Source organism: Actinomyces sp. (assembly GCF_030524025.1).
Taxonomy (GTDB): Bacteria; Actinomycetota; Actinomycetes; order Actinomycetales; family Actinomycetaceae; genus Actinomyces.
In genome coordinates this window covers 1-18521 of record NZ_JAUNHI010000042.1, presented here as the reverse complement: position 1 = coordinate 18521, position 18521 = coordinate 1, and the positions used below count along the sequence as shown (strand labels likewise).

At 73.7% G+C, this 18521-nt stretch carries 17 protein-coding genes and 1 tRNA gene; 6 read left to right on the top strand and 12 right to left on the bottom strand.

Going from position 1 to position 18521, the window contains the following annotated elements:
• Positions 1-97 precede the first annotated feature (97 nt).
• The gene (tadA, locus tag Q4C85_RS11180) at positions 98-529 is read left to right on the top strand and encodes a tRNA adenosine(34) deaminase TadA (protein ID WP_303142131.1); all 432 of its coding nucleotides are present in this window, start codon (positions 98-100) and stop codon (positions 527-529) included.
• A 69-nt stretch (positions 530-598) separates the two neighbouring features.
• On the opposite strand, the gene Q4C85_RS11175 is transcribed toward tadA, so the two are convergent.
• Entirely contained in the window at positions 599-2197 is a 1599-nt protein-coding gene (locus tag Q4C85_RS11175) for a DASS family sodium-coupled anion symporter (protein WP_303142130.1), read from the bottom strand.
• Positions 2198-2729: 532 nt separating this feature from the next.
• On the opposite strand from Q4C85_RS11175, the gene Q4C85_RS11170 reads away from it, so the two are divergent.
• Positions 2730-2818, top strand: a tRNA-Ser gene (locus Q4C85_RS11170).
• A gap of 97 nt (positions 2819-2915) precedes the next feature.
• On the opposite strand, the gene Q4C85_RS11165 is transcribed toward Q4C85_RS11170, so the two are convergent.
• Complete coding sequence (locus Q4C85_RS11165; RefSeq protein WP_303142128.1) at positions 2916-3116, bottom strand: ATP-dependent helicase C-terminal domain-containing protein; 201 nt, start codon at positions 3114-3116, stop codon at positions 2916-2918.
• Between the two features lie 392 nt (positions 3117-3508).
• Positions 3509-3739, bottom strand: a complete 231-nt coding sequence (locus tag Q4C85_RS11155; protein WP_303142125.1) for a hypothetical protein — start codon at positions 3737-3739, stop codon at positions 3509-3511.
• A 350-nt stretch (positions 3740-4089) separates the two neighbouring features.
• Between Q4C85_RS11155 and Q4C85_RS11150 the strand changes: the two genes are divergently transcribed.
• The 3 genes from Q4C85_RS11150 to Q4C85_RS11140 all read left to right on the top strand — a co-directional run bounded on the left by Q4C85_RS11150 (position 4090) and on the right by Q4C85_RS11140 (position 6513).
• The gene (locus Q4C85_RS11150; RefSeq protein ID WP_303142124.1) at positions 4090-4875 is read left to right on the top strand and encodes a purine-nucleoside phosphorylase; all 786 of its coding nucleotides are present in this window, start codon (positions 4090-4092) and stop codon (positions 4873-4875) included.
• A 65-nt stretch (positions 4876-4940) separates the two neighbouring features.
• Positions 4941-5675: a glutamine amidotransferase gene (locus tag Q4C85_RS11145; RefSeq protein WP_303142123.1), complete on the top strand. Its 735-nt coding sequence runs from the start codon at positions 4941-4943 to the stop codon at positions 5673-5675.
• A 154-nt stretch (positions 5676-5829) separates the two neighbouring features.
• Entirely contained in the window at positions 5830-6513 is a 684-nt protein-coding gene (locus tag Q4C85_RS11140; protein ID WP_303142121.1) for an NAD(P)H-binding protein, read from the top strand.
• Between the two features lie 51 nt (positions 6514-6564).
• Here the strand turns inward: Q4C85_RS11140 and Q4C85_RS11135 are convergent, their stop codons facing one another.
• Together Q4C85_RS11135 and Q4C85_RS11130 are read right to left on the bottom strand one after the other, a co-directional pair.
• Positions 6565-7302, bottom strand: a complete 738-nt coding sequence (locus tag Q4C85_RS11135) for a hypothetical protein (RefSeq protein WP_303142118.1) — start codon at positions 7300-7302, stop codon at positions 6565-6567.
• 230 nt (positions 7303-7532) lie between these two features.
• The gene (locus tag Q4C85_RS11130) at positions 7533-7877 is read right to left on the bottom strand and encodes a DUF4190 domain-containing protein (RefSeq protein ID WP_303142116.1); all 345 of its coding nucleotides are present in this window, start codon (positions 7875-7877) and stop codon (positions 7533-7535) included.
• 313 nt (positions 7878-8190) lie between these two features.
• Here Q4C85_RS11130 and Q4C85_RS11125 point away from each other — a divergent pair, with 313 nt between their 5' ends.
• Complete coding sequence (locus Q4C85_RS11125; protein ID WP_303142114.1) at positions 8191-9582, top strand: uracil-xanthine permease family protein; 1392 nt, start codon at positions 8191-8193, stop codon at positions 9580-9582.
• A gap of 60 nt (positions 9583-9642) precedes the next feature.
• On the opposite strand, the gene Q4C85_RS11120 is transcribed toward Q4C85_RS11125, so the two are convergent.
• The 7 genes from Q4C85_RS11120 to Q4C85_RS11090 all read right to left on the bottom strand — a co-directional run bounded on the left by Q4C85_RS11120 (position 9643) and on the right by Q4C85_RS11090 (position 18331).
• Positions 9643-10254: a LytR C-terminal domain-containing protein gene (locus Q4C85_RS11120; RefSeq protein WP_303142112.1), complete on the bottom strand. Its 612-nt coding sequence runs from the start codon at positions 10252-10254 to the stop codon at positions 9643-9645.
• Between the two features lie 60 nt (positions 10255-10314).
• A complete protein-coding gene (eccCa, locus tag Q4C85_RS11115; RefSeq protein ID WP_303142111.1) occupies positions 10315-13614 on the bottom strand; it encodes a type VII secretion protein EccCa in 3300 nt (1099 codons plus the stop codon).
• Positions 13611-14573: a hypothetical protein gene (locus Q4C85_RS11110; RefSeq protein WP_303142110.1), complete on the bottom strand. Its 963-nt coding sequence runs from the start codon at positions 14571-14573 to the stop codon at positions 13611-13613. The genes eccCa and Q4C85_RS11110 overlap by 4 nt, the downstream gene beginning before the upstream one ends.
• On the bottom strand, positions 14570-15928 hold the full coding sequence (locus Q4C85_RS11105) for an EsaB/YukD family protein (protein WP_303142108.1): 1359 nt from the start codon (positions 15926-15928) through the stop codon (positions 14570-14572). Before Q4C85_RS11105 ends, Q4C85_RS11110 begins: the two co-directional genes overlap by 4 nt.
• 8 nt (positions 15929-15936) lie before the next feature.
• On the bottom strand, positions 15937-16203 hold the full coding sequence (locus Q4C85_RS11100; protein ID WP_303142107.1) for a hypothetical protein: 267 nt from the start codon (positions 16201-16203) through the stop codon (positions 15937-15939).
• Positions 16200-17558: a hypothetical protein gene (locus Q4C85_RS11095; protein ID WP_303142104.1), complete on the bottom strand. Its 1359-nt coding sequence runs from the start codon at positions 17556-17558 to the stop codon at positions 16200-16202. The genes Q4C85_RS11100 and Q4C85_RS11095 overlap by 4 nt, the downstream gene beginning before the upstream one ends.
• Positions 17559-17992: 434 nt before the next feature.
• On the bottom strand, positions 17993-18331 hold the full coding sequence (locus Q4C85_RS11090) for a type II toxin-antitoxin system VapB family antitoxin (RefSeq protein ID WP_303142102.1): 339 nt from the start codon (positions 18329-18331) through the stop codon (positions 17993-17995).
• Positions 18332-18521: the final 190 nt, after the last annotated feature.

Below are 18521 nucleotides of genomic sequence, written 5' to 3'. Positions count from 1 at the left end.
TGGACTCACGGCGCCGCACCGGACACGTGACGCCGGCGGGTGGCAGGCTGTGCTCGTGACCACTGCAGGACTGACGCGCGAGCGCTACGACGCGGCCATGGCCCGGGCGCTCGCGCTCGCGGCCCGGGCCGGAAGGCAGGGGGAGGTGCCGGTCGGCGCCGTCCTGCTGGACCCCGACGGCCGGGTGCTCGCCGAGGCCGCCAACGCCCGCCAGGCCGAGCACGACCCGACCGCCCACGCCGAGATCCGCGCCCTGCGCGCGGGCGGGGCGGCGTGGGGCTCCTCCCACCTGGAGGGGTGCACTCTCGTCGTCACCCTCGAGCCGTGCACGATGTGCGCCGGCGCCATGGTCCTGGCCCGCCTCGAGCGGGTGGTCTTCGCCGCCTGGGAGCCGCGGACCGGGGCCTGCGGGTCGGTGCGTGACGTCCTGCGCGACCCGCGCGCCAACCACGTCGTCGAGGTCGTGGCCGGTCTGCGGGCCGAGCAGTCTGAGGCCCTGCTCACCGAGTTCTTCTCCTCGCGGCGCTGAGCCCGCCGCCTCCGGGAGCGAGGCCCCGCCGCGCGCGCCCCGGGGCGCCGATGCGTGCGGCGGGACCGGTCACAGGCTCATGCCGAAGACGGGCACCGCGATGAGCAGCACGACGGCGGTGATGACGACGACCCCCAGGAGGTTGAGCCAGATGCCGGTGCGCACCATGTCGCCCATCCTGACGTAGCCCGAGGAGTAGGCCACCGCGTTGGGGGGCGTGGCCACGGGGAGCATGAAGGCGAAGGTGGCGGCCAGCGCCACCGGGAGCACAAGCAGGAGGACGTTCATCGGGTTGTCCCGGGTCAGGCCGATCCCGGTGGCCACGCCGCCCATGATCGGCAGGAACGCGGCGGCCGTCGCCGTGTTCGAGGTGATCTCGGTCAGGAAGATGACGAGGGCCGTCACGGCTGCCACGAACACGACGGTCGGCAGCGCGCTCAGGCCCTTGGCCTGCTCCCCGATCCACACCGACAGGCCCAGTTTGGTGAACATCTGGGACAGGGACAGCCCGCCGCCGAAGAGCAGCAGGACGTCCCAGGGCAGCTCGTTGGCGGTCTTCCAGTCCAGCAGCCTGATGCCCCGCTTGGAGCCGGCGGGCAGGAGGAACAGCGCGACGGCGGCGGACATCGCGATGAGGGAGTCGGAGATGTTGAGGCTCGAGCCGGTGTAGTCCAGCAGCAGCGGCACGAACACCCACGACAGTGCCGCCCCCACGAAGACGATCGCCACCGAGATCTCGCCCCGGCTCATCGGTCCCAGCTCCTTCCACTGGCCGACGATGAGCTCGCGCCCGCCGGGAATGCTGTCGACCTCGGGGACGAACAGGACATGGACCAGCAGCCACCAGGTGAAGGCCATGAAGATGATCGCCACGGGGATCCCCACGAGCATCCACTGGCCGAAACTGATCCTGATGCCGTGGGTCTCGTCGAGGTAGGCCACGAGGAGGGCGTTGGGCGGGGTGCCGATGATGGTGGCCACCGAGCCGATGGAGGCGGCGTAGGCGATCCCGAGCATGAGGCCGGTGGCGAAGCGCTTGATCCGGTCGATGCCGCCCAGCAGTCCCGAGACGAGGTTGAGCACGGACATGCCGATGGGCAGCATGACGACGGCGGTGGCCGTGTTGGAAACCCACATCGACAAGAATCCCGTGGCCACCATGAATCCTAGGACGAGCCGGCGCGGCTGGGTGCCCACGAGCAGGACGACGCCCAGGGCCACCCGTCGGTGCAGGTTCCAGCGCTGCATGGCCAGGGCGAGCATGAATCCGCCCATGAACAGGTAGATCGTGTCCGAGGCGTAGGGGGCGGCGACCTCCTTGAAGTCGGCGACCTGGAAGGCGGGGAAGATGACCATGGGCAGCAGGGCGGTGGCCGCCAGTGGGATGGCCTCGGTCATCCACCACACCCCCAGCAGGACGGCGGCGGAGGCCACGACCCGCAGGCCGAGGTCGGTGTACTGGCCGGGTTCTTCGCCGTCGGTCCCCGCCGCCGCGATGGCATTGACCTGGTCGACGCCGTCGGAGGGGAAGATGAGGAAGACCAGGGCCGCCAGGGCCAGGCCAGCGACGACGCCGATGGTGTGCCTCATCCAGGTCCGGGCGTCCGGCGGGGTCTGCGAGGCCGCGCGGGCCACAGAGGTGGACGTGTGCGTGATGGGTGTGCTCATGGGGGGCGCTCCTTCGTGCAGGCTGAAGACGTCGGGGAGCGCCGGCTCGTCGGGACCGGCGGTCCTCCGGGGTGTCCTGCCAGGCCGTCCTGCCCGGCAGTGCGGACCTCGCGCCGCGGTCGGGCGGGGTCATGCGGTTCAGTCCGTGTCGCTGAATGACCGGCTGGTCATGCGACATGTGCGGTGCCGTCGCCGGCACCGGGTCGGGGTGGCGCCTCGATGCGCCGTGCCCTGTCGAGGAACGAGCGGTTGCTGCGATCGTGTTCGTCGCTGTGCTCAGGGTGTGGGTATGGCCGGCTGGTGACTCGCCGGAGAGCGGAATTCTCTCGTCAGGTCAGGGATGTGTCAAGGGTCTCCTGCCGTGAGTGCGTGGGCGAATGCCCGCCGGATGCGGCGACCTCGAGGTGTCATATCTACCGATCTCGAGGTGTCATATCTACCGATCTCGCGGGAGGGGAGGGGTGAGTGTGCGCGACCTCGCAGGTGGCCCGTTTGGGGCGCGACGAGCACGCCGTGTAATCTCGATCCCCGAGGTAGCGTGTCCGAGCGGCCGAAGGTGCAGATCTCGAAAGTCTGTGTGGTTCATAGCCACCCTGGGTTCGAATCCCAGCGCTACCGCCATCACCCCCGGGTCGTGTCAGCGGCTCGGGGGTTCGTCGTGACGCGGGAGCCGGCCCCGCCGTGCGCCCTCCGGTGCCGGCGCCGACGGCGCCCGGGATCAGCGCGCCGACCAGGGATCCTCGGGCCAGGCGTGCCGGGGGTAGCGCCCGCGCATCTCCGCACGCACCGGCCGCGGCCCGGAGTAGTCCACCCGGACCCGGGAGCCCGAGGGAACCGCCAGGCGCTCGGGGGCCAGGGCGTCGAGCCGGGCCGCCTCGGGCCAGGGCAGCAGCGTGCGCAGGGCCCCCTCCAGGTCCAACCGGCCCAGGTCGAAGCGGCCGGCGGCTCAGGGTCGCGTCGACGACCGTGCGCACCCCCGGCACCGTCAAGGAGGACTCGGCGACACTGGTCGACACGACCACCCGCCTGCCCGGCCCCGGCGACAGCGCGGTGTCCTGGGCCGGGCAGGCAGGCGGCCGTGCAGGGGCAGGACGGTGGTGCCCAGCCCGAGCCGCTCCCGCAGCCGGGACACCACGCCCTCGACCTCCCGCGCCCCGGGCAGGAAGACGAGGACATCGCCCTCGCCCTCGCCCTCGGCCAGGGCCCGCAGGACCGTCGTGGCGACGTGGAGAAGGGATCCACAACCGTGGGTGTGATGGCCCGTGCCCGGGCTCGGCCTCGCCGAGGCGCCCCCGGGCACGGGCCGCAGGCCTACTGTGCGGTCAGGAGGACGCCGTTGGCCTCCAGAGCCTGCCCGATGGCCCGGCTGTAGAACGCGTGCGCCGTGTTGGACTTCGACACCCCGATGGCGCCGCCGATGATGGCGTTGCCGGTCGAGGATCGGTAGACCGCGAGGGTCTCACCCTGCGGTCCGGTGGCGAACTCCACGTTCTGAGACAGGTAGAAGTTCTTGCCGGCCAGTGCGCCGAGGGCGATCGACAAGCCCAGCTTGCCCTTGGACAGGGCCAGTCCGCCTGTGGGGGTCGGCTCCGCCTTCCACCCGTCTTGGGTGAAGACCTGGGAGATAAGGGAACGCGCCTGGTCGATGGGGATGCTGACGATGAAGGTCTTCTCTGCCGCGGCCGCAGATCCTAGGGGTCCTCGCGACGTGTGCGCATGCGCCAGCGTGCCGCTGGCAAGGACCGTGCCAGAGATGTGACCGGAGGGGCCGGGCGGGCCGGGCTCTGGCCGTCTGAGGTGGCGTTCGGGCCGGGGCCCGGTAGGCTGCGGTCAAAGTCTGTCCGTCGAGGGTGTGTCCACGAGGTAGGTCACCAGGCAGGTAGGGGGAGCGCGTGTCCGTTCAGAACGCAGCCGGGACGTGGGACGAGGACCCTGACGGCGCCTCGATCCTCCTGGCCACCGGGCGTGCCCGCCACGATCTGCTCGTCGTCGCCGAACCGGCCCTGCTGGCCGAGCTCGACGACGACTGGGGCGCACCGGCCTCCCGTGTGCGCCTGTCCTTCCTGCCCGGCGTCTCCGCCCCGGGCACGGTCGGCCAGGAGGACGCTCTGGCCTCCTACGAGCACCGCGGGCGGGGAGTGCTCATCGCCCGGGGGCGCACCACCGCCTTCGAGGGCCGCCCGGCGCGCCGCACGACGGCGCTGGCCCGCACGGTCGCCTCCCAGGTGCCCGCGGCCCTCCTCGTGACCCGAGCCACTGGCTTGGGGGGCCTCGCCCCGGGCGGGTTCCTGCCGATCGCCGACCACCTCAACCTCAGTGGCCAGCCGTTGTTCCCCGCCGGCCGGGTCCTCGAGGGCTCCTGGGATGAGTCCTTGACGGCGACCCTGGCCGAGCTCGACGGCGTCGGTGAGCCCGGCGTCGTCGCCCTGACCCCCGGGCCGCTGCGACCCACGCGGGCCGAGGCCGCCGTCCTGGCGGGCATGGGGGCCCAGGCCGCCGTCTGCGACTCCGTGGCCGAGGCCATGGCCCTGGCCGCGCGCGGCGTGCGGGTGGCGGGTCTGGCCTATGTCGACGCCGCGGCCCCGGGCACAGGGACGCCACCGGCGGCCGGCCCGCAGCCGTCGGCGCCCCAGGTCGTGCGGGCCGCCGTGCTGGCGGTGCTGGGCTCCCTGCGCTGACCGGCGCGGGTCCCGGCTGACGGACCGCCTGCGCCCCGGGCGCCGCCCCCGCTAAGGTCGGCGATGTGAAGCCCTTCCTCCTCCTGGCGACGCGCGCCGACGACGGCGCCGCCGACGCCGAGTACCAGTCCTTCCTCGAGCGCACCGGCCTCGATGAGCGCGACCTCGTCCGGCACCGCCTGGAGGCCCATCCGATGCCCGAGATCGACCTCGATGCCTGGTCGGGGATCCTCGCGGGCGGCTCCCCCTACAACACGACGACCCCCGAGGACCGCAAGTCCGCGGCGCAGAAGCGGGTCGAGGCCGAGATCGACGCCCTGCTCACCCGCCTGGTCGAGGCGGACTTCCCCTTCCTGGGCGCCTGTTATGGGATCGGCACCCTGGCCTACCACCAGGGCGCCGTCATCGACTCCACCTTCGCCGAGCCGGTCAGTGCCCCGGAGATCACCTTGACCGAGGCCGGGATGGCCGACCCGCTGTGCGCCGGCATGGCCTCGACCTTCCGCGCCTTCGTCGCCCACAAGGACGCGGTTCTCGTTCCCCCGCCCGCGGCGACCGTGCTGGCCACCTCGGCGAGCTGTCCGGTGCAGATGCTGCGCGTGCGCAACCATCTCTACGCCACCCAGTTCCACCCCGAGCTCGACCCCGACGCGATCTCCTACAGGCTGGGCCGCTACACCGGGCACGGCTACTTCAAGACCGAGGACCTGGCTGCCATCCAGGAGTGGTCCTACACCCAGGACGTGAGCGACTCCTGGGCGGTGCTGCGCAATTTCGTCGAGCTCTTCGCCCAGGACTGAGCGCCCTCCGCCCCCCGCCGTGGCGGCCGCTGGGTCGCCGTCGGCCGGCCGCCGAGGCTCGGTGCGACGGTGGCCGCCCACCTTGCGGGAATGGGTGCGATGCCCCTGATGTTGCCCCAGACGTGCCCGCTCCCCTGACGAAAGGTGTGCACTCATGTCCAGGATCGTGATCATCGGCGGCAGTGGAAAGGTCGCCCGTCTCCTGGCCCCGCTGCTCGTCGACGATGGCCACGAGGTCGTCTCGCTCGTCCGCGACCCCGACCAGGTCCCCGAGCTGGCGCCAACCGGTGCCAAGCCCCTCGTACTGTCGGTCGAGGAGGCCACCGAAGCCGAGCTGGCGGAGGTCATGGCGGGTGCCGACGCCGTCGTGTGGTCGGCGGGGGCCGGCGGGAAGGGAGGACCCGCCCGCACCGAGGCGGTCGACCACCTCGGTGCCGTGCGCTCCATGGAGGCCGCGCAGCAGGCAGGCGTGCGCCGCTACGTCATGGTCTCGTGGATCGGCTCCCACGGCCCCGAGCCCGTCCCCGACGACCACCCGCTGCGCGCCTACGCCATGGCCAAGCTCGAGGCCGACCGGTACCTGCAGTCCACCGACCTCGACTGGACGATCGTGGGGCCCGGCAGCCTCACCCTCGACACGCCCAGCGGTCGGATCGAGGTCGGCCGGGCGGAGGACGCCGCGGAGACCTTCACCTCGCGCGGCAACGTGGCGGCGGTCATCGTTGCCGTCCTGGCCGAACCGGCGACCGTCGGCCGGGTCATCCCCTTCCGGGACGGCTCCACCGAGATCGCCCAGGCGCTTGCCGACGTGCCCGCCGAGCTGGCCGACCTGTCCTGAGCGCCGGGGGCCCGGGGGCCGGCCCCGCCGTCTCAGTGCCGTCTCAGTGTCTCAGTCTCGCGCGAAGTGGCTGGCGAAGTTGCGGATGATGCGCCCGGCGACATGCGGCTCGACACTGCGGGCCTCGGCGACGACGTCCTCGATCATGCCGGGCTCGCCGTAGCCGGCGTCGGCGTAGATCGACAGGCGCTGGGCGAAGCGTTCGGCGTCGAGCTCGGGGTTGAACTGGGTGCCGTAGACGTTGGCGCCCACGCGGATCATCTGGACCGGGCAGTCCGGTGAGCTGGCCAGCAGGGTGGCGTGCGCCGGAACCTCGACCGCGCCCTCGGTGTGGCCGACGAAGGAGGTGAAGGTCTGGGGCAGGCCCGCGAGCACGGGGTCCTGACGGCCCTCGGCGGTGAGGAACACGTCGGCCGCCCCGGGCTCCTCGCCGAAGCGGGGGGAGGTCTTGGTACCCAGGTACCCGGCGAGGACCTCGAGGCCGAAACCGGTGGCCAGCAGCGGGATGCCCTCCTTGAGGGCCACCGCGAGGAGCTCGCGGACCTGCTCCTCGGCGCGCAGGCGGGTGCGGGTCTTGGCCGCCTCGGGGGTCGACGCATCGTATGGGGCGCCCCCGATGAAGATCCCGGAGACGTCCCCCGCGGCGAAGGAGTCGAGGAAGTCGACCTCCTCGAGGGGCACGTGGTGGAGGTCGTTGCGGCTGAGCCCTCCCTGGGCGAGGAAGGACTCGTACTCGTTGTCCGCGGCCTCGGTCTCGGGGCGCGTTGACACCATGATGAAGGGCTTCACGCGCACACCCTACGGTGCTCGAGGGTGGTAGTGCCGTGATGTGCCGCGCATCGGACGCCGGGGCCGGCGGCACGACCGGCTGCGGCCTCGTCATGTCGGGGCCTATCTCCTCGCCGATCTCGAGGTGCCATATGTCCCGATCTCGGCGAGGGGGTCCGGGGTCGTCCGGCAAGGCGCAGGACAGGATGCCGGGGCAGGATGCCGGGACAGGATGCGGACAGGCGCCGGAGTCACGAGGTGAGCGTGATCAGTGGCACCATCGTCAGCCAGGCCACGGTCGAGGCGGTGCCGACGACGACCCCGAGCCAGGCCAGGGAGTGCCCGGTGGCGTAGGAGTGGCGCAGCCGGCGCAGGGCGTAGGCCCCGAGGATCGCGGCGAGGAGGCCCAGGCCGGGGATCGGGCTGAGCACGGCGCATATCAGCGCGGCGATCGCCGCGCCGTCCGTGCGCTGGGCGGGCGCCTGATACCCGGGGCCGGAGAAGATTTCCCGCGCATCAAGACCCTCGGTCCCGGGAAACACAAAACCCTCGGGGACGATCCGTGTCGGGTCGACAAGACCGGGCTCCTGACTCATGGGGCCATCATGCCTCGGGATCAAACCGTCGGCCTCGTCCCTCGGGAGGACATGCCCCGTCTCGGCGCAGGACTCCCGCGCGTTATCGGGCAAGGCGGGGGCACAGCTTCGAGGGCCGAGCCCGGGGCCGCGGCGGCGCCCGGCACGAGCGCCGAGGCCCCGGTACCCACGGCACCTCCGGCACCCCCGGCACCCCCGCATCGTGTGCCGACGATGACATAGACTGGCATCCCGGCAGGGCTGTGCCGGGTCCTGTCCGGCGGTCGACCGCATCGGCGCCGTCCCATTCCCGATCCTGCGACAGGAGACCACGGTGTCGTCATCCTCCACAGTCCCCGCCCCCCGGCGCGCCCCGCGTGGCTGGCGCCTGCACGGCGACGGACGCTCGATCGCACCCGGCGCGGTGGTCGCCGCCGACGAGCGGCTTTCCTGGCCCCGGACCGTCGGCATCGGCGCCCAGCACGTCGTCGCCATGTTCGGCGCCACCTTCCTCGTGCCGCTGCTCACCGGTTTCCCGCCGGCGACCACCCTCTTCTTCAGTGCCATCGGCACGCTCCTGTTCTTCCTCATCACGGCGGGACGCCTGCCCTCCTACCTGGGGTCCTCCTTCGCGCTCATCGCGCCGATCCTCGCCGTCTCCGAGTCCTTGGGCGCCTCCTACGCCCAGGGCGGCATCATCGCCACCGGAGCCGCCCTGGCCGTCGTCGGCATCATCGTCCACCTCGCGGGCGTGCGCTGGATCGACGCCCTCATGCCACCGATCGTCACCGGCGCCATCGTCGCGCTCATCGGGCTCAACCTGGCTCCCGCGGCGTGGGCCAACGTCCAGGCCGGGCCGGTCTCGGCCGTCGTCACGATCCTGTCGATCTGCCTGGTCACCGTGCTGTTCAAAGGCATCATCGGGCGCCTGTCGATCCTCGTGGGCGTCCTTATCGGCTACGCCGTGGCCGTCTGCCTGGGCGAGGTCGACTTCGCACCGGTCGAGCAGGCCGCCTGGTTCGGCCTGCCCCACTTCCACAGCCCCGCCTTCGACCCCTCGACCCTGGGCCTGTTCATCCCGGTCGTCTTCGTCCTCGTCGCCGAGAACGTCGGGCACGTCAAGTCGGTGGCGGCGATGACCGGGGACAACCTCGACGATGTCACCGGCAGGGCGCTGCTGGCGGACGGCCTGGCCACCGTCCTGGCCGGCAGCGGCGGGGGCTCGGGCACGACGACCTACGCGGAGAACATCGGCGTCATGGCGGCGACCCGCGTGTACTCGACGGCCGCCTACGTCGTGGCCGCCGGTTTCGCCTTCGCCCTGTCCCTCATGCCGAAGTTCGGCGCGATCATCGCCACCATTCCCCAGGGGGTGCTCGGCGGCGCCGGGACCGTGCTCTACGGCATGATCGGCATGCTCGGCGTGCGCATCTGGGTGCAGAACCGCGTGGACTTCTCCAACCCGGTCAACCTCAACACGGCGGCCGTGGCCCTTGTCGTCGCCATCGCGAACTTCACGTGGGCCCCCGGCGGCATGACCTTCGAGGGCATCGCCCTGGGCACGGCGGCTGCTCTCGTCGTCTACCACGTCATGCGGCTCATCTCGAACCTGCGCGGCACCAACCTGGAGCAGGCCTCACCCGCCTCGGCCCCGGCCGGCACCGAGCTGGAGGGACCCGCCTACGCCCGGCGCCACTCCCGGCAGGCAGCGCCCGACGAGAACTGAGCCGACGGCGCCGGGAAGCCGTGCCCGGCCCGACCTTCCGGGAAGGACCCGCGCCGGGGCTCAGCCCTCGGAGGAGGTGGTCGGGGTCACGCAGCCCGAGGGGGCGCTGATCGGCTCCCCGGCGCGCAGCATGCTGATCTCCCCGGCCGACATGATGGACTCGGAGTACTCCTCGCCGAGGACGACGCCGACCGTCGCGTCGGCCGGGTCCTGGTTCTCATCGATCTGGATGATGACCGTCCCGGTGAAGATCCGCGCCAGTGAGTAGGCGTGGACCAGGCCGCTCACCGAGGTCGTCAGCTGGACGTCGCCGGCATAGGCGCCCTTGGGCCAGTCCGCCGTGTTGGCCACGGTGATCCCCGCGTCCGACAGGGCATCGGCCACGACACCGGCCAGCCCGGCGGTGTCCGTGCCGTTGTACACGTTGACCTGGAAAGAGGTGACTTCGACGGTCGTGGCGTCCGAGGGCGGGCAGGGCTGGACGGCCGGGGTCGTGTTATCCGAGCTTGAGGAGAATCCCGGGTCGAGAGGAATGGGCAGCACTCCCGACCACACCATGAGGCTGAGGACCACGAGCGCAGCCATGACGGCGAGACTGCCGCCGATCACGGTCGTCTGACGGTGCCGAAGACGACGGCGGTACTCGGCTCGGGGGTCTGGCGTGGTACTCACGCGCTCCAGAGTAATGGACGAGGTCCCACGCGCGCGTGCCCGCCGGTGTCCGGCCCGGGCTCAGCGTACGCGCTGGTCGGAGCGCAGGGTGCGGTGCCCGTGTCCACGGAGGCGGTGGCTGCGGGAGGCGGGCTGGGAGGGCAGGACACGAACCGAGGCGGGCGGTCCGGGGTCCCACGTGTCATGGAGCTCCAGCGCGAGGCGGTCCAGGCCCGCGGCCACCGGCCGGGTGGTGTCCTCCACGGGCAGCGCCACCTGGGCGACCAGGCCATCGGGGCACAGGACGCGCCCGGGCAGGTTGAGGGGCACCGCCCGGGACAGCTCGGGGGAGATGAGCGAGCCGGCGGGGTCGCTCAGGCGCAGCTCGAGCCGGGTGCCAACCAGCGGGTGCAGGGAGGCGGGCAGGTCCTCGGGCCGGGAGACGGTCATGACGACGTGGATCCCCAGGCGTCGCCCCCGGTGCAGGAGCTCGTCGAGGGAGTCGACCAGCTCGGGGAAGTCGGCGCGCAGCACACCGGCCCCGTCGACCAGGACGACGACGTCGGCGCTGGCCAGGCTCGGCAGCAGCCCGGCGGCGTGCTGCTCGCGGAGCATCTCGAGGGAGTCGATGCGGTGGGCCGACAGGATGCGCTCGCGGTGGTCGAGCATCGAGGCCAGCTCGTCGAGGAGCCGGCGCATCCGGGCGCGGTCCCCGCGCGTGGCGACCTCACCGACATTGGGCAGGGGCTTGAGGTGCGCCAGGGACCCGCCGATGGCGTCGAGCCCATAGAAGGTCAGCCGCTCGGGCCGGATGGTCAGCGCCGCCGACACCGTCAGCGTCCACAGGAGGGTTGTGCGGCCCGACTGGGGCGCGCCCACGACGCACACGTGCCCGCCCCGGGCCCCCAGGTCGATCATCCAGGGGAGCTGGCGCTGGTAGGCGGGGTCGTCGAGCATGCCGACCGGCACGGCCAGGCCGGAGGCCGGGCGTGCCCGCTCCGGGGCCAGCACGCCGCGGGGGCCCCGGTCCAGCGGGGCGCCGTAGACCGCGGGCAGCGACAGGGCCCGCGGCAGCGGGGGCAGCCAGACCCGTGGGCCGCGGCGGTGCTCGTCGCGCAGGCGGGAGACGACCTGCTCCATGACGCTCAGGCCCACCCCGTGGGAGGCCGGACGCTGGTCGCCGGGGCGCCCCTGCGGGGACAGGCCGTTGAAGACCGGCAGGATCACGGGGGCCGGATCGGTGATCTCCTCGGGCTCGGCGGAGGGGGCCCGATCCTCGACGGGGGCCGAGACATGGGCGGCGCGCAGGCGGGTGTAGACGCTCGTGTCCACCGAGAGGTAGCCGTAGCCGGGCGTGGCGGGCAGGTGGAAGGCGTCGGGCCGCCCCAGGACGGCCATGGACTCGGCCTCCGAGAAGGTGCGCAGGACGATCCGGTAGGACAAGTAGGCGTCGAGGTCGCGCAGGCCCGCACCCGGCAGGTGCTGGCTGGTCAGCAGGAGGTGGACCCCGACCGCGCGGCCGATCCGGCCGATGGTCAGCAGCAGCTCGACGAAACCCGGGTCGGTGTCGAGCAGCTCGCCCAGACCGTCGATGATGATGAGCTGGTGGGCCAGGGGCGGCAGCCCGGGGGTGTCGGCGTGCCGCAGACGGTAGTGGCTGATGTCGGGCGAGCCCGCCTGGCGCAGCTGTTCCTGACGGCGCATGACCTCCCCGGCGATCGCCGTGCGGGCGCGCCGGGCCAGACCGGGGTCGCCGACGAGGTGGTCGACCAGGCCGACGACATGCGGCAGGCCCGCCAGCGGAGCGAAGGTCGACCCGCCCTTGACGTCGATGAGCACCATCGTGAGGTCCTCGGGACGGTGCCCGGCGGCCAGCGCCGTCACGAGGGTGCGCATGAGCTCGGACTTGCCCGAGCCCGTCGCGCCCACGCACAGGCCGTGCGGTCCGACGCCGAGCTGGGCGGCCTCCTTGAGGTCGAGCAGGACCGGCCGGCCCTCGTCGTCGGTGCCGATGGGCGCGCGCAGGAAGTCGCGCGCCGGACGTGGCGCCCAGGCGCGCACCGGGTCGAGGGCCCGCGGGTCCTCCAGGCCGAGCAGAGCGGCGGCCGAGCGTCCCCGGCTGCTGCGCCGCGCCGCCTCGACGGGGCGCAGCGGCGCCAGGGTGCGGCTCACGCCCTCGGCCAGGGCGGGCCCCAGCCGATCGGGGCTCACGACGCGGGGGCGTGAGCCCTCGGGCCCGGTCAGGTCATAGACCTCGACCACGCCGTCGTGGCGGACCGTCAGGCGCAGGCGGGTGCCTGCGGGCTCGTCGCTGGGGTCGGTCAGGAGGTGGATGACGGTGGCGCCGATGTCCTGGGCCCCCAGTGAGGAGTCGGGGATGGCTAGGTCGCGTGCGGCTCGGTCGGTGTCGAGGACGGCGAGCAGCCGGGGGCGCCCGCGCAGCTCGTGCTCGGTGCCCGTGCGCCGCCGCTCGGCGGCGGCCTTGGCCGCCACGGCGATCTCCGGGCCCAGGACCTCCTCGAAGGCGCCCTGGTCGGCCGCGACCCGCCGACTCGCGACGGGGCCGTCGAAGTGCCCGTCGATGACGAGGTGTGGCAGCCGGGAGACGCAGTCCCAGTGAGGCGCCCGGTGCTCGTCGTGGGCCAGGGCGATGTGCAGGTCCTGGGGCCCGTGGTGGACGGCGGCCTGGACGATGAGGACGCGAGCCAGGTCCCGGGTCAGCTCGCGCGGTCCCACGATGCTGACCTGGCCGGCGCCGTCGAGGTCGATGAGCGCGGGCATGGCCTCCTGGACGGTGTGTGCCCGCACGACGGCACGCGCCTGGGCCAGCAGCTGGGGGTCGGCGGCCGCGGTGTCGGCCTGTGGGGGCAGAGCCGCCAGGGGCAGGTGCAGGTCGGCGGTGCCGAGCCGCAGGAGGAGGAAGTCGGGGTCGGTGCGGCGCCGCGTCCAGCGCCGCGCGGGGTCGATCGCCCACGCCGGCAGCGCCGCGGGCGCCGGGTGGGCCAGGTGGGCAGCCCGCCGGGTCTGCTCGGCGGTGCGTTCCAGGTCGGCGGTCGCGGCCAGGAGCGAGTGGCGGTAGCGGGTGCGCTGCTCGCGACGCTGCCGGGTCTGGGCGCCGCGCCGTGACAGGACGGTGATGAGCAGGCCGACGGCGGTGCCGACCGCCACGAGTGCGGCGAGCACGACGAGGATGATGTTGGAGCGCGCCAGCGCCGTCACCGCAAGGGCCGAACCGGCCCCCAGCAGGGTGAGGGCCGGACCCACCGGCATGAGCTGGCCGGCGCCGCCCCCGACGTGAGCGGGCGGCGTGGGCAGGATGAGGGGGGTGGGGGCCTCGGCGGGGCCGGACCGGCGCTCAGGGCGGTCGACGACTCGGATCACGGCGTCTCGCCCCGTCTGTGAGAGCTGCCGGTGGCCTCCACGGCCGCTGCGGCGATCTCGCAGATCGCGGCGGCCGTGCGCCGCCGCAGCGGCATCGGTCCGGGCGCACCGGCCAGTGCCGGGTCGTGGGGCACGAGGGTCTCTCCCGGACCCAGGCGCGGCAGCGGCGGCCGCCCCGGGGCGACCGCGACGACGGCGTGGAGGACGGCAGGTGAGCCCAGGCGCCGCATCGCGCCGGACAGCTCTGCGACGAGGGCCCGCCCCCGCTCGACCTGCCGGCGCCGGGCGGGGGAGACCAGCACGATGACGTGGCGCGCCCGGGCGAGCTCGCCGATCTCCTCGGCGGCCAGGGACCCGGTCTCCACCACCCACGTGTCGGGCAGCGTGGACAGCTCGGCGTGGGCATGCGCCCACCTGTCGGGCAGGGTGTCGCCCACCGCGGGCAGCCTGAGACAGGAGGTCAGCCCGTCGGGACCGGTGGGCAGCCCGGTGCCCGGGGAGGCGCCCCGGCGCAGGTCGGCGCCGGCCTCGGTGGCGCCGACCGGCGAGGTGGGGGCGGGTGCTGTCGTGGTGGTCCCGGTGGTGGTGGGCGCCGACAGGCCGTTGTCCCAGGTGACGTGGAAGGGCAGGTGGGCCGAGGCGTCGGCGGGCCCCGGGGAGGCGGCCACGAGGGTCCCGGGCAGGAGCCTGGCCCTCACGAGGGCCCCGGTCAGCTGGACCGCCAGGCTCGTCGACCCGCAGCTGTGCACGGTGGGGACCACGGCCAGGCGGCAGGTGTGAGGCAGGGCGCGGCAGATCGCCTCGTGGGAGCGGCGGGCGCGGCGCCGCGAGGAGGCCGCCCCACTGAGGGCCAGGGCGAGCAGGTCGGTGTCGCGCACCAGGTCCGGCGCGCGCCCGCCCGTGGCGCCGGGCGCCCTCGGGGCGGCGGCGGACGCGGTCTCCAGGCTCGTCGGCGTCATGAGAACAGGCCCAGGAGGTGGCTGAAGAGCCCGTTGAGGCCGCACAGCAGGGGGATCGTCGCGGCCGTCGCCGTCGCCTCGACGAGGTCGCCCGCCCGCTGGAGGCGTAGGCGGGTGTGGGGGGCGGGCTGGTAGAGGCAGGCGCCGCCGAGGAGCACGACCGCCAGGGCGAGCAGGGTCAGGCGTACGGCGGGGTCCAGCCCCGCCAGGAGCAGCAGCGGCGCGGGCAGGCAGGCCAGCCACAGGCCGAGCACCTCGACGCGCAGGGGGAATGCCCTCGAGCGCAGGGCCGTGGCCACGGCAACGGCCACCGCCAGCGCCCAGCCCCACGGGTCGGAGCCCATCGCCAGGGCCGCCGTCGTGGCCGCGACGGTGACCGCCGACACGAGGCAGGAGACGACGAGGACATCGTGGCTGGAGGCCAGCGAGCGCCGGACCCGGGTGCGTGGGGGCAGCGTCCCGGTCAGCACCGTGTCGTCGAGGCGTGCCGCGCCGGAGACGGTCAGCGCGATCCACGGCAGCGAGCCGGTCAGGACAAGGGCGGCGACGGCCATGATCCCGTGGGAGAGCAGGGCCGAGGGCGACAGCGCCGCGACAAGGAGCCACAAGCCCTCCACGGCCAGGCCGATCCCGGCTCCGAGGGCCCACCCGGGTCGGTGCGCACCCAGGCCGACTCCCGCCGTCGTGACCAGGGCGAGCGCGACACCCGCGGGCAGCCCGTGGTCCGGGCCCTCCAGGGCCAGCGCCAGGGACTCGGCGCCCAGGAGCCCGACCAGCACCCCGGTGGCAGGCACCTCCCACCCCGCCGTGCGGGGGGCACTCATCCGCCAGGCCACCGGTGCGCTCAGCGCCAGGACGGCCAGCAGGCTGGTCAGCACGTGCCCGGTCGTCGACAGCCCGCGCAGGAGTGGCCAAGCCGTGGCCGCCACGGCCAGACCGAGCACGAGGCGTGCGCCCACGAGCCTGTCGGTGGGCCGCCACCGCCCCGGGTGGGTGCGGGTCATCTCCGACAGTGGCGTGCTCAGGTCGGACACGCGTGTGGGGGCCGGGATGTTCTCCAGGGCGACCAGCCGCAGGATCTCCCCGTCGAGCACCTGCTGGCTGGCCAGGTCGAGCTCGGGGTCGATGAGGCTACCGTCGGCGCGCACGAGATGGGTGGGTGGGGCGGCGTCCTCTCCGGGCTCGTTGTCCTCGGGCCGGGTGCCCCGCCCCCCGGAGGAGGCGGTGGCCGGTGCCGCGGCGCCCAGCAGCTCGAGCAGCATGGGCATCTGCACGCCGACGGGCTCGGTGGAGGGCATGGCGAGCTCGGCGCGGGAGGACTCGGCCAGGAGGGTGACACGGGTGTAGGGGATCATGGCCGCTCCTACTGGTCGGCCGGCGCAGGCGGTGTCGTGCCGGTGCTGGTGGCGCGCGACGGTGTGGGCTCGGTCAGGGAGGACACCGCGGCGTACCCGACGCAGCCCGCGCAGGCCAGGGACGCCACGAGCACAGAGATGACAAGCCAGGGGGCCTGACGGCGGTCAGGGCCGGGAGGGCCGCCGTGCTCGAGGGCGGCGCGCAGGTGGGCGCGGCGGACCCTGGTCGACTCCATGTCGAGGTCGTCGGGGGCGACGTCCTTGACGCGGCTCATCCTGCCGCCTTCTCAAGCCGTTCGCGCTCGATCTGGGCGAGCCGCTCGCGCTCCATCGCCCGCAGGGACTTGCGGGTGACCGTGGGCGCCTGCTGGTTGCGCAGGGACTTGCGGGTGACCGTGGGCGGCGGCGGGGCCGGAGTGGTGGCGCCGGCGGGTGGGGGCGTGCTCGCTTGCTGCGTCTCCGGTGTGGCCGCGCTCGCCGGGGCGGGTGGCCGGCGCGTCGGGTCGGGACGGGTGGCCGGGGCGGGCTGGGGCGCCGCGCTCGCCGGGCCGGGGCGAGGCCCCGGGCTCGTCGGGCCGGGCCGGCTCGTCTGGGGTTCCGAGGGAGCCGAGCCGATGGCCGCCGGCGGCAGGGTCGCGGGGGCCGTGTCGCGGCTGGTCCGGCTCGCCGGAGCCGGCCGGCTCATCTGGCCGGGCTGGGCCGCCAGGGGGGCGGTACCTGCCGGGCCCGAAGGGCTCGTCCGAGGCGCCGACGGGGCTGAGCTGACGATCGGTGACGCGGCGCGCGAGGCCGGTGCGGTCGGCGGGGACTGGGGCGCCCGGGGGACCTGGGTGGCCTGGGCGCCGACCTGCGGGGGCGCTGGTGGGGCGGCCTCGGCCGGTGCGGGTGCAGTGGCCCGGGTGGGCTGGACCGCGGCCCGGCGGGGTGCCGGCTGCGGGGCGGGTGCGGCCAGGTCGTGCGGGCTCGGCGGGGGCGGGGGCGGCGGTGCGGTCACCGGCGGCATGACCGCGGTGTGCTGCTCGGCCACGGCGGGCACGCCCGCCACGGGGGTGCGCGCGGGGTTCGCCGGCACCGTGGTGATCGGCGAGCGGGAGCCCCGCTGCTGGGTCGCGGCGAGGATCGCAGCCGCCTGGGTGCTGTCGGCCACCGCGGGCGTCTGCGCGGCCGGGGCGGCGACCTGCCTGGTGGCCGGGACCTCCTGCGGGGCGGTGCTGGAGCGCTGCTCCGCGGCACGCGCGTCGAGCTCGTCGAGGGTCCCGGTCGAGGGATCCGGACCGTTGGTGATGTCCAGCACGGTGGCGCCCCGGGCGGTGCCGAGCATGGCGACCGCCAACAGGGCGCGGGGCGTGCCGGTCGGTAGACCGGCGTCGGCGTCGACGGTAAGTAGGCCGAGGACGACCCCGCCCAGTGCACGTCCGTAGAGGCAGTGGGCGACCAGGGCCAGGACCCCCAGGCCGACGGCGACAAGGGCGAGGAGCAGCCGCAGGGTAGCGGGACCAGGCAGGATCAGGCTCGTGGCCAGGGGCAGGACAACAGTGAGCGCGTCGATGACGATGCTGGCGCCGATGGCCTTTTTCGAGGCGGCGCGGCAGCCTGCGGGCAGCGGCGGTGACGCCGAGTGCGAGGTCATGTGCGTCTCCTTTGCCAGGGGTGGGAGGCTGGTCGAATGGTCAGTCGCTGGTCCGTCCGTGCCGGGGGCTCGCCCCGAGTTGATCTCATTCCGGTCACGAGTATGTCATCGGTCGGCGCGATAGACGACCACGGTCCGCAGGCAGATACGGTCCCGCCCCTGTGGAGCGGGGCCGACCGGGCGTACTGGCAGGGCCTTGGCAAGGGTCGGAGCGCCGCGACGGGCAAGGTGTGCGTCGTGCCGCACACCGCTTGACCAACCCCGGGATCGGGACTTGTGGCACCTCGAGATCGGGACTTACGGCACGTCGAGGGGTCTGTCCTCTGCCCCGGGTGGACAGCCCGCTCCGGCCTCGTCCCTTCGCGGGCACGACGCTCACCCCCGGGCAGTGCCGGGGCGGGTCGCCTCGACCGACGACCTCGGGCTCGCCGACCTCAGAGGTCGGGCGGCGGCGGCGCGGGGATCGGATTGCCTTCGTCGTCGATCTCCAGGATGCGGGCGTGGATGCTCATGCGACCCTGCAGCGCGGCGCGCAGTGCACGGTGGAGTCCGGTCTCCAGGTAGAGGCTTCCGCGCCAGGACACCACATGGGCGAAGAGGTCGCCGAAGAAGGTCGAGTCATCGTCCAGCAGGTCGCGCAGGTCCAGGGTGGCGCGCGTGGTCGTCAGCTGGTCGAGGCGGACCTGCCGCGGAGCGATGACCGACCAGTCGCGCTGAGCCGTTCTCCCGTGCGCGGGATAGGGTGCGGACTCGCCGACTGCCTTGAAGATCACGCGCCCATCGTAGCCGGAGGGTCACAGCTCCGTGGTCGCCGCGCCCTGCGCGTGGTGCCGCCATGTTGTTCCCCGCTGTCCTGACCCGGCCGTGCCCTCGACCACCACGACGGCAGCCGCGCTTGCGCCGCTCCTCTACATCGCGTACATCGAGTACATCGGGTACATCGCGGCCCCTCCGCCGTCCCCC

Bases quoted from the DNA above. Each gene is read 5' to 3' on its own strand.
- Q4C85_RS11175 (WP_303142130.1), bottom strand. From the start codon at position 2,197: ATGAGCACACCCATCACGCACACGTCCACCTCTGTGGCCCGCGCGGCC.
- Q4C85_RS11100 (WP_303142107.1), bottom strand. From the start codon at position 16,203: ATGAGCCGCGTCAAGGACGTCGCCCCCGACGACCTCGACATGGAGTCG.
- Q4C85_RS11140 (WP_303142121.1), top strand. From the start codon at position 5,830: ATGTCCAGGATCGTGATCATCGGCGGCAGTGGAAAGGTCGCCCGTCTC.
- Q4C85_RS11105 (WP_303142108.1), bottom strand. From the start codon at position 15,928: ATGATCCCCTACACCCGTGTCACCCTCCTGGCCGAGTCCTCCCGCGCC.
- Q4C85_RS11095 (WP_303142104.1), bottom strand. From the start codon at position 17,558: ATGACCTCGCACTCGGCGTCACCGCCGCTGCCCGCAGGCTGCCGCGCC.
- Q4C85_RS11110 (WP_303142110.1), bottom strand. From the start codon at position 14,573: ATGACGCCGACGAGCCTGGAGACCGCGTCCGCCGCCGCCCCGAGGGCG.
- Q4C85_RS11130 (WP_303142116.1), bottom strand. From the start codon at position 7,877: ATGAGTCAGGAGCCCGGTCTTGTCGACCCGACACGGATCGTCCCCGAG.
- tadA (WP_303142131.1), top strand. From the start codon at position 98: ATGGCCCGGGCGCTCGCGCTCGCGGCCCGGGCCGGAAGGCAGGGGGAG.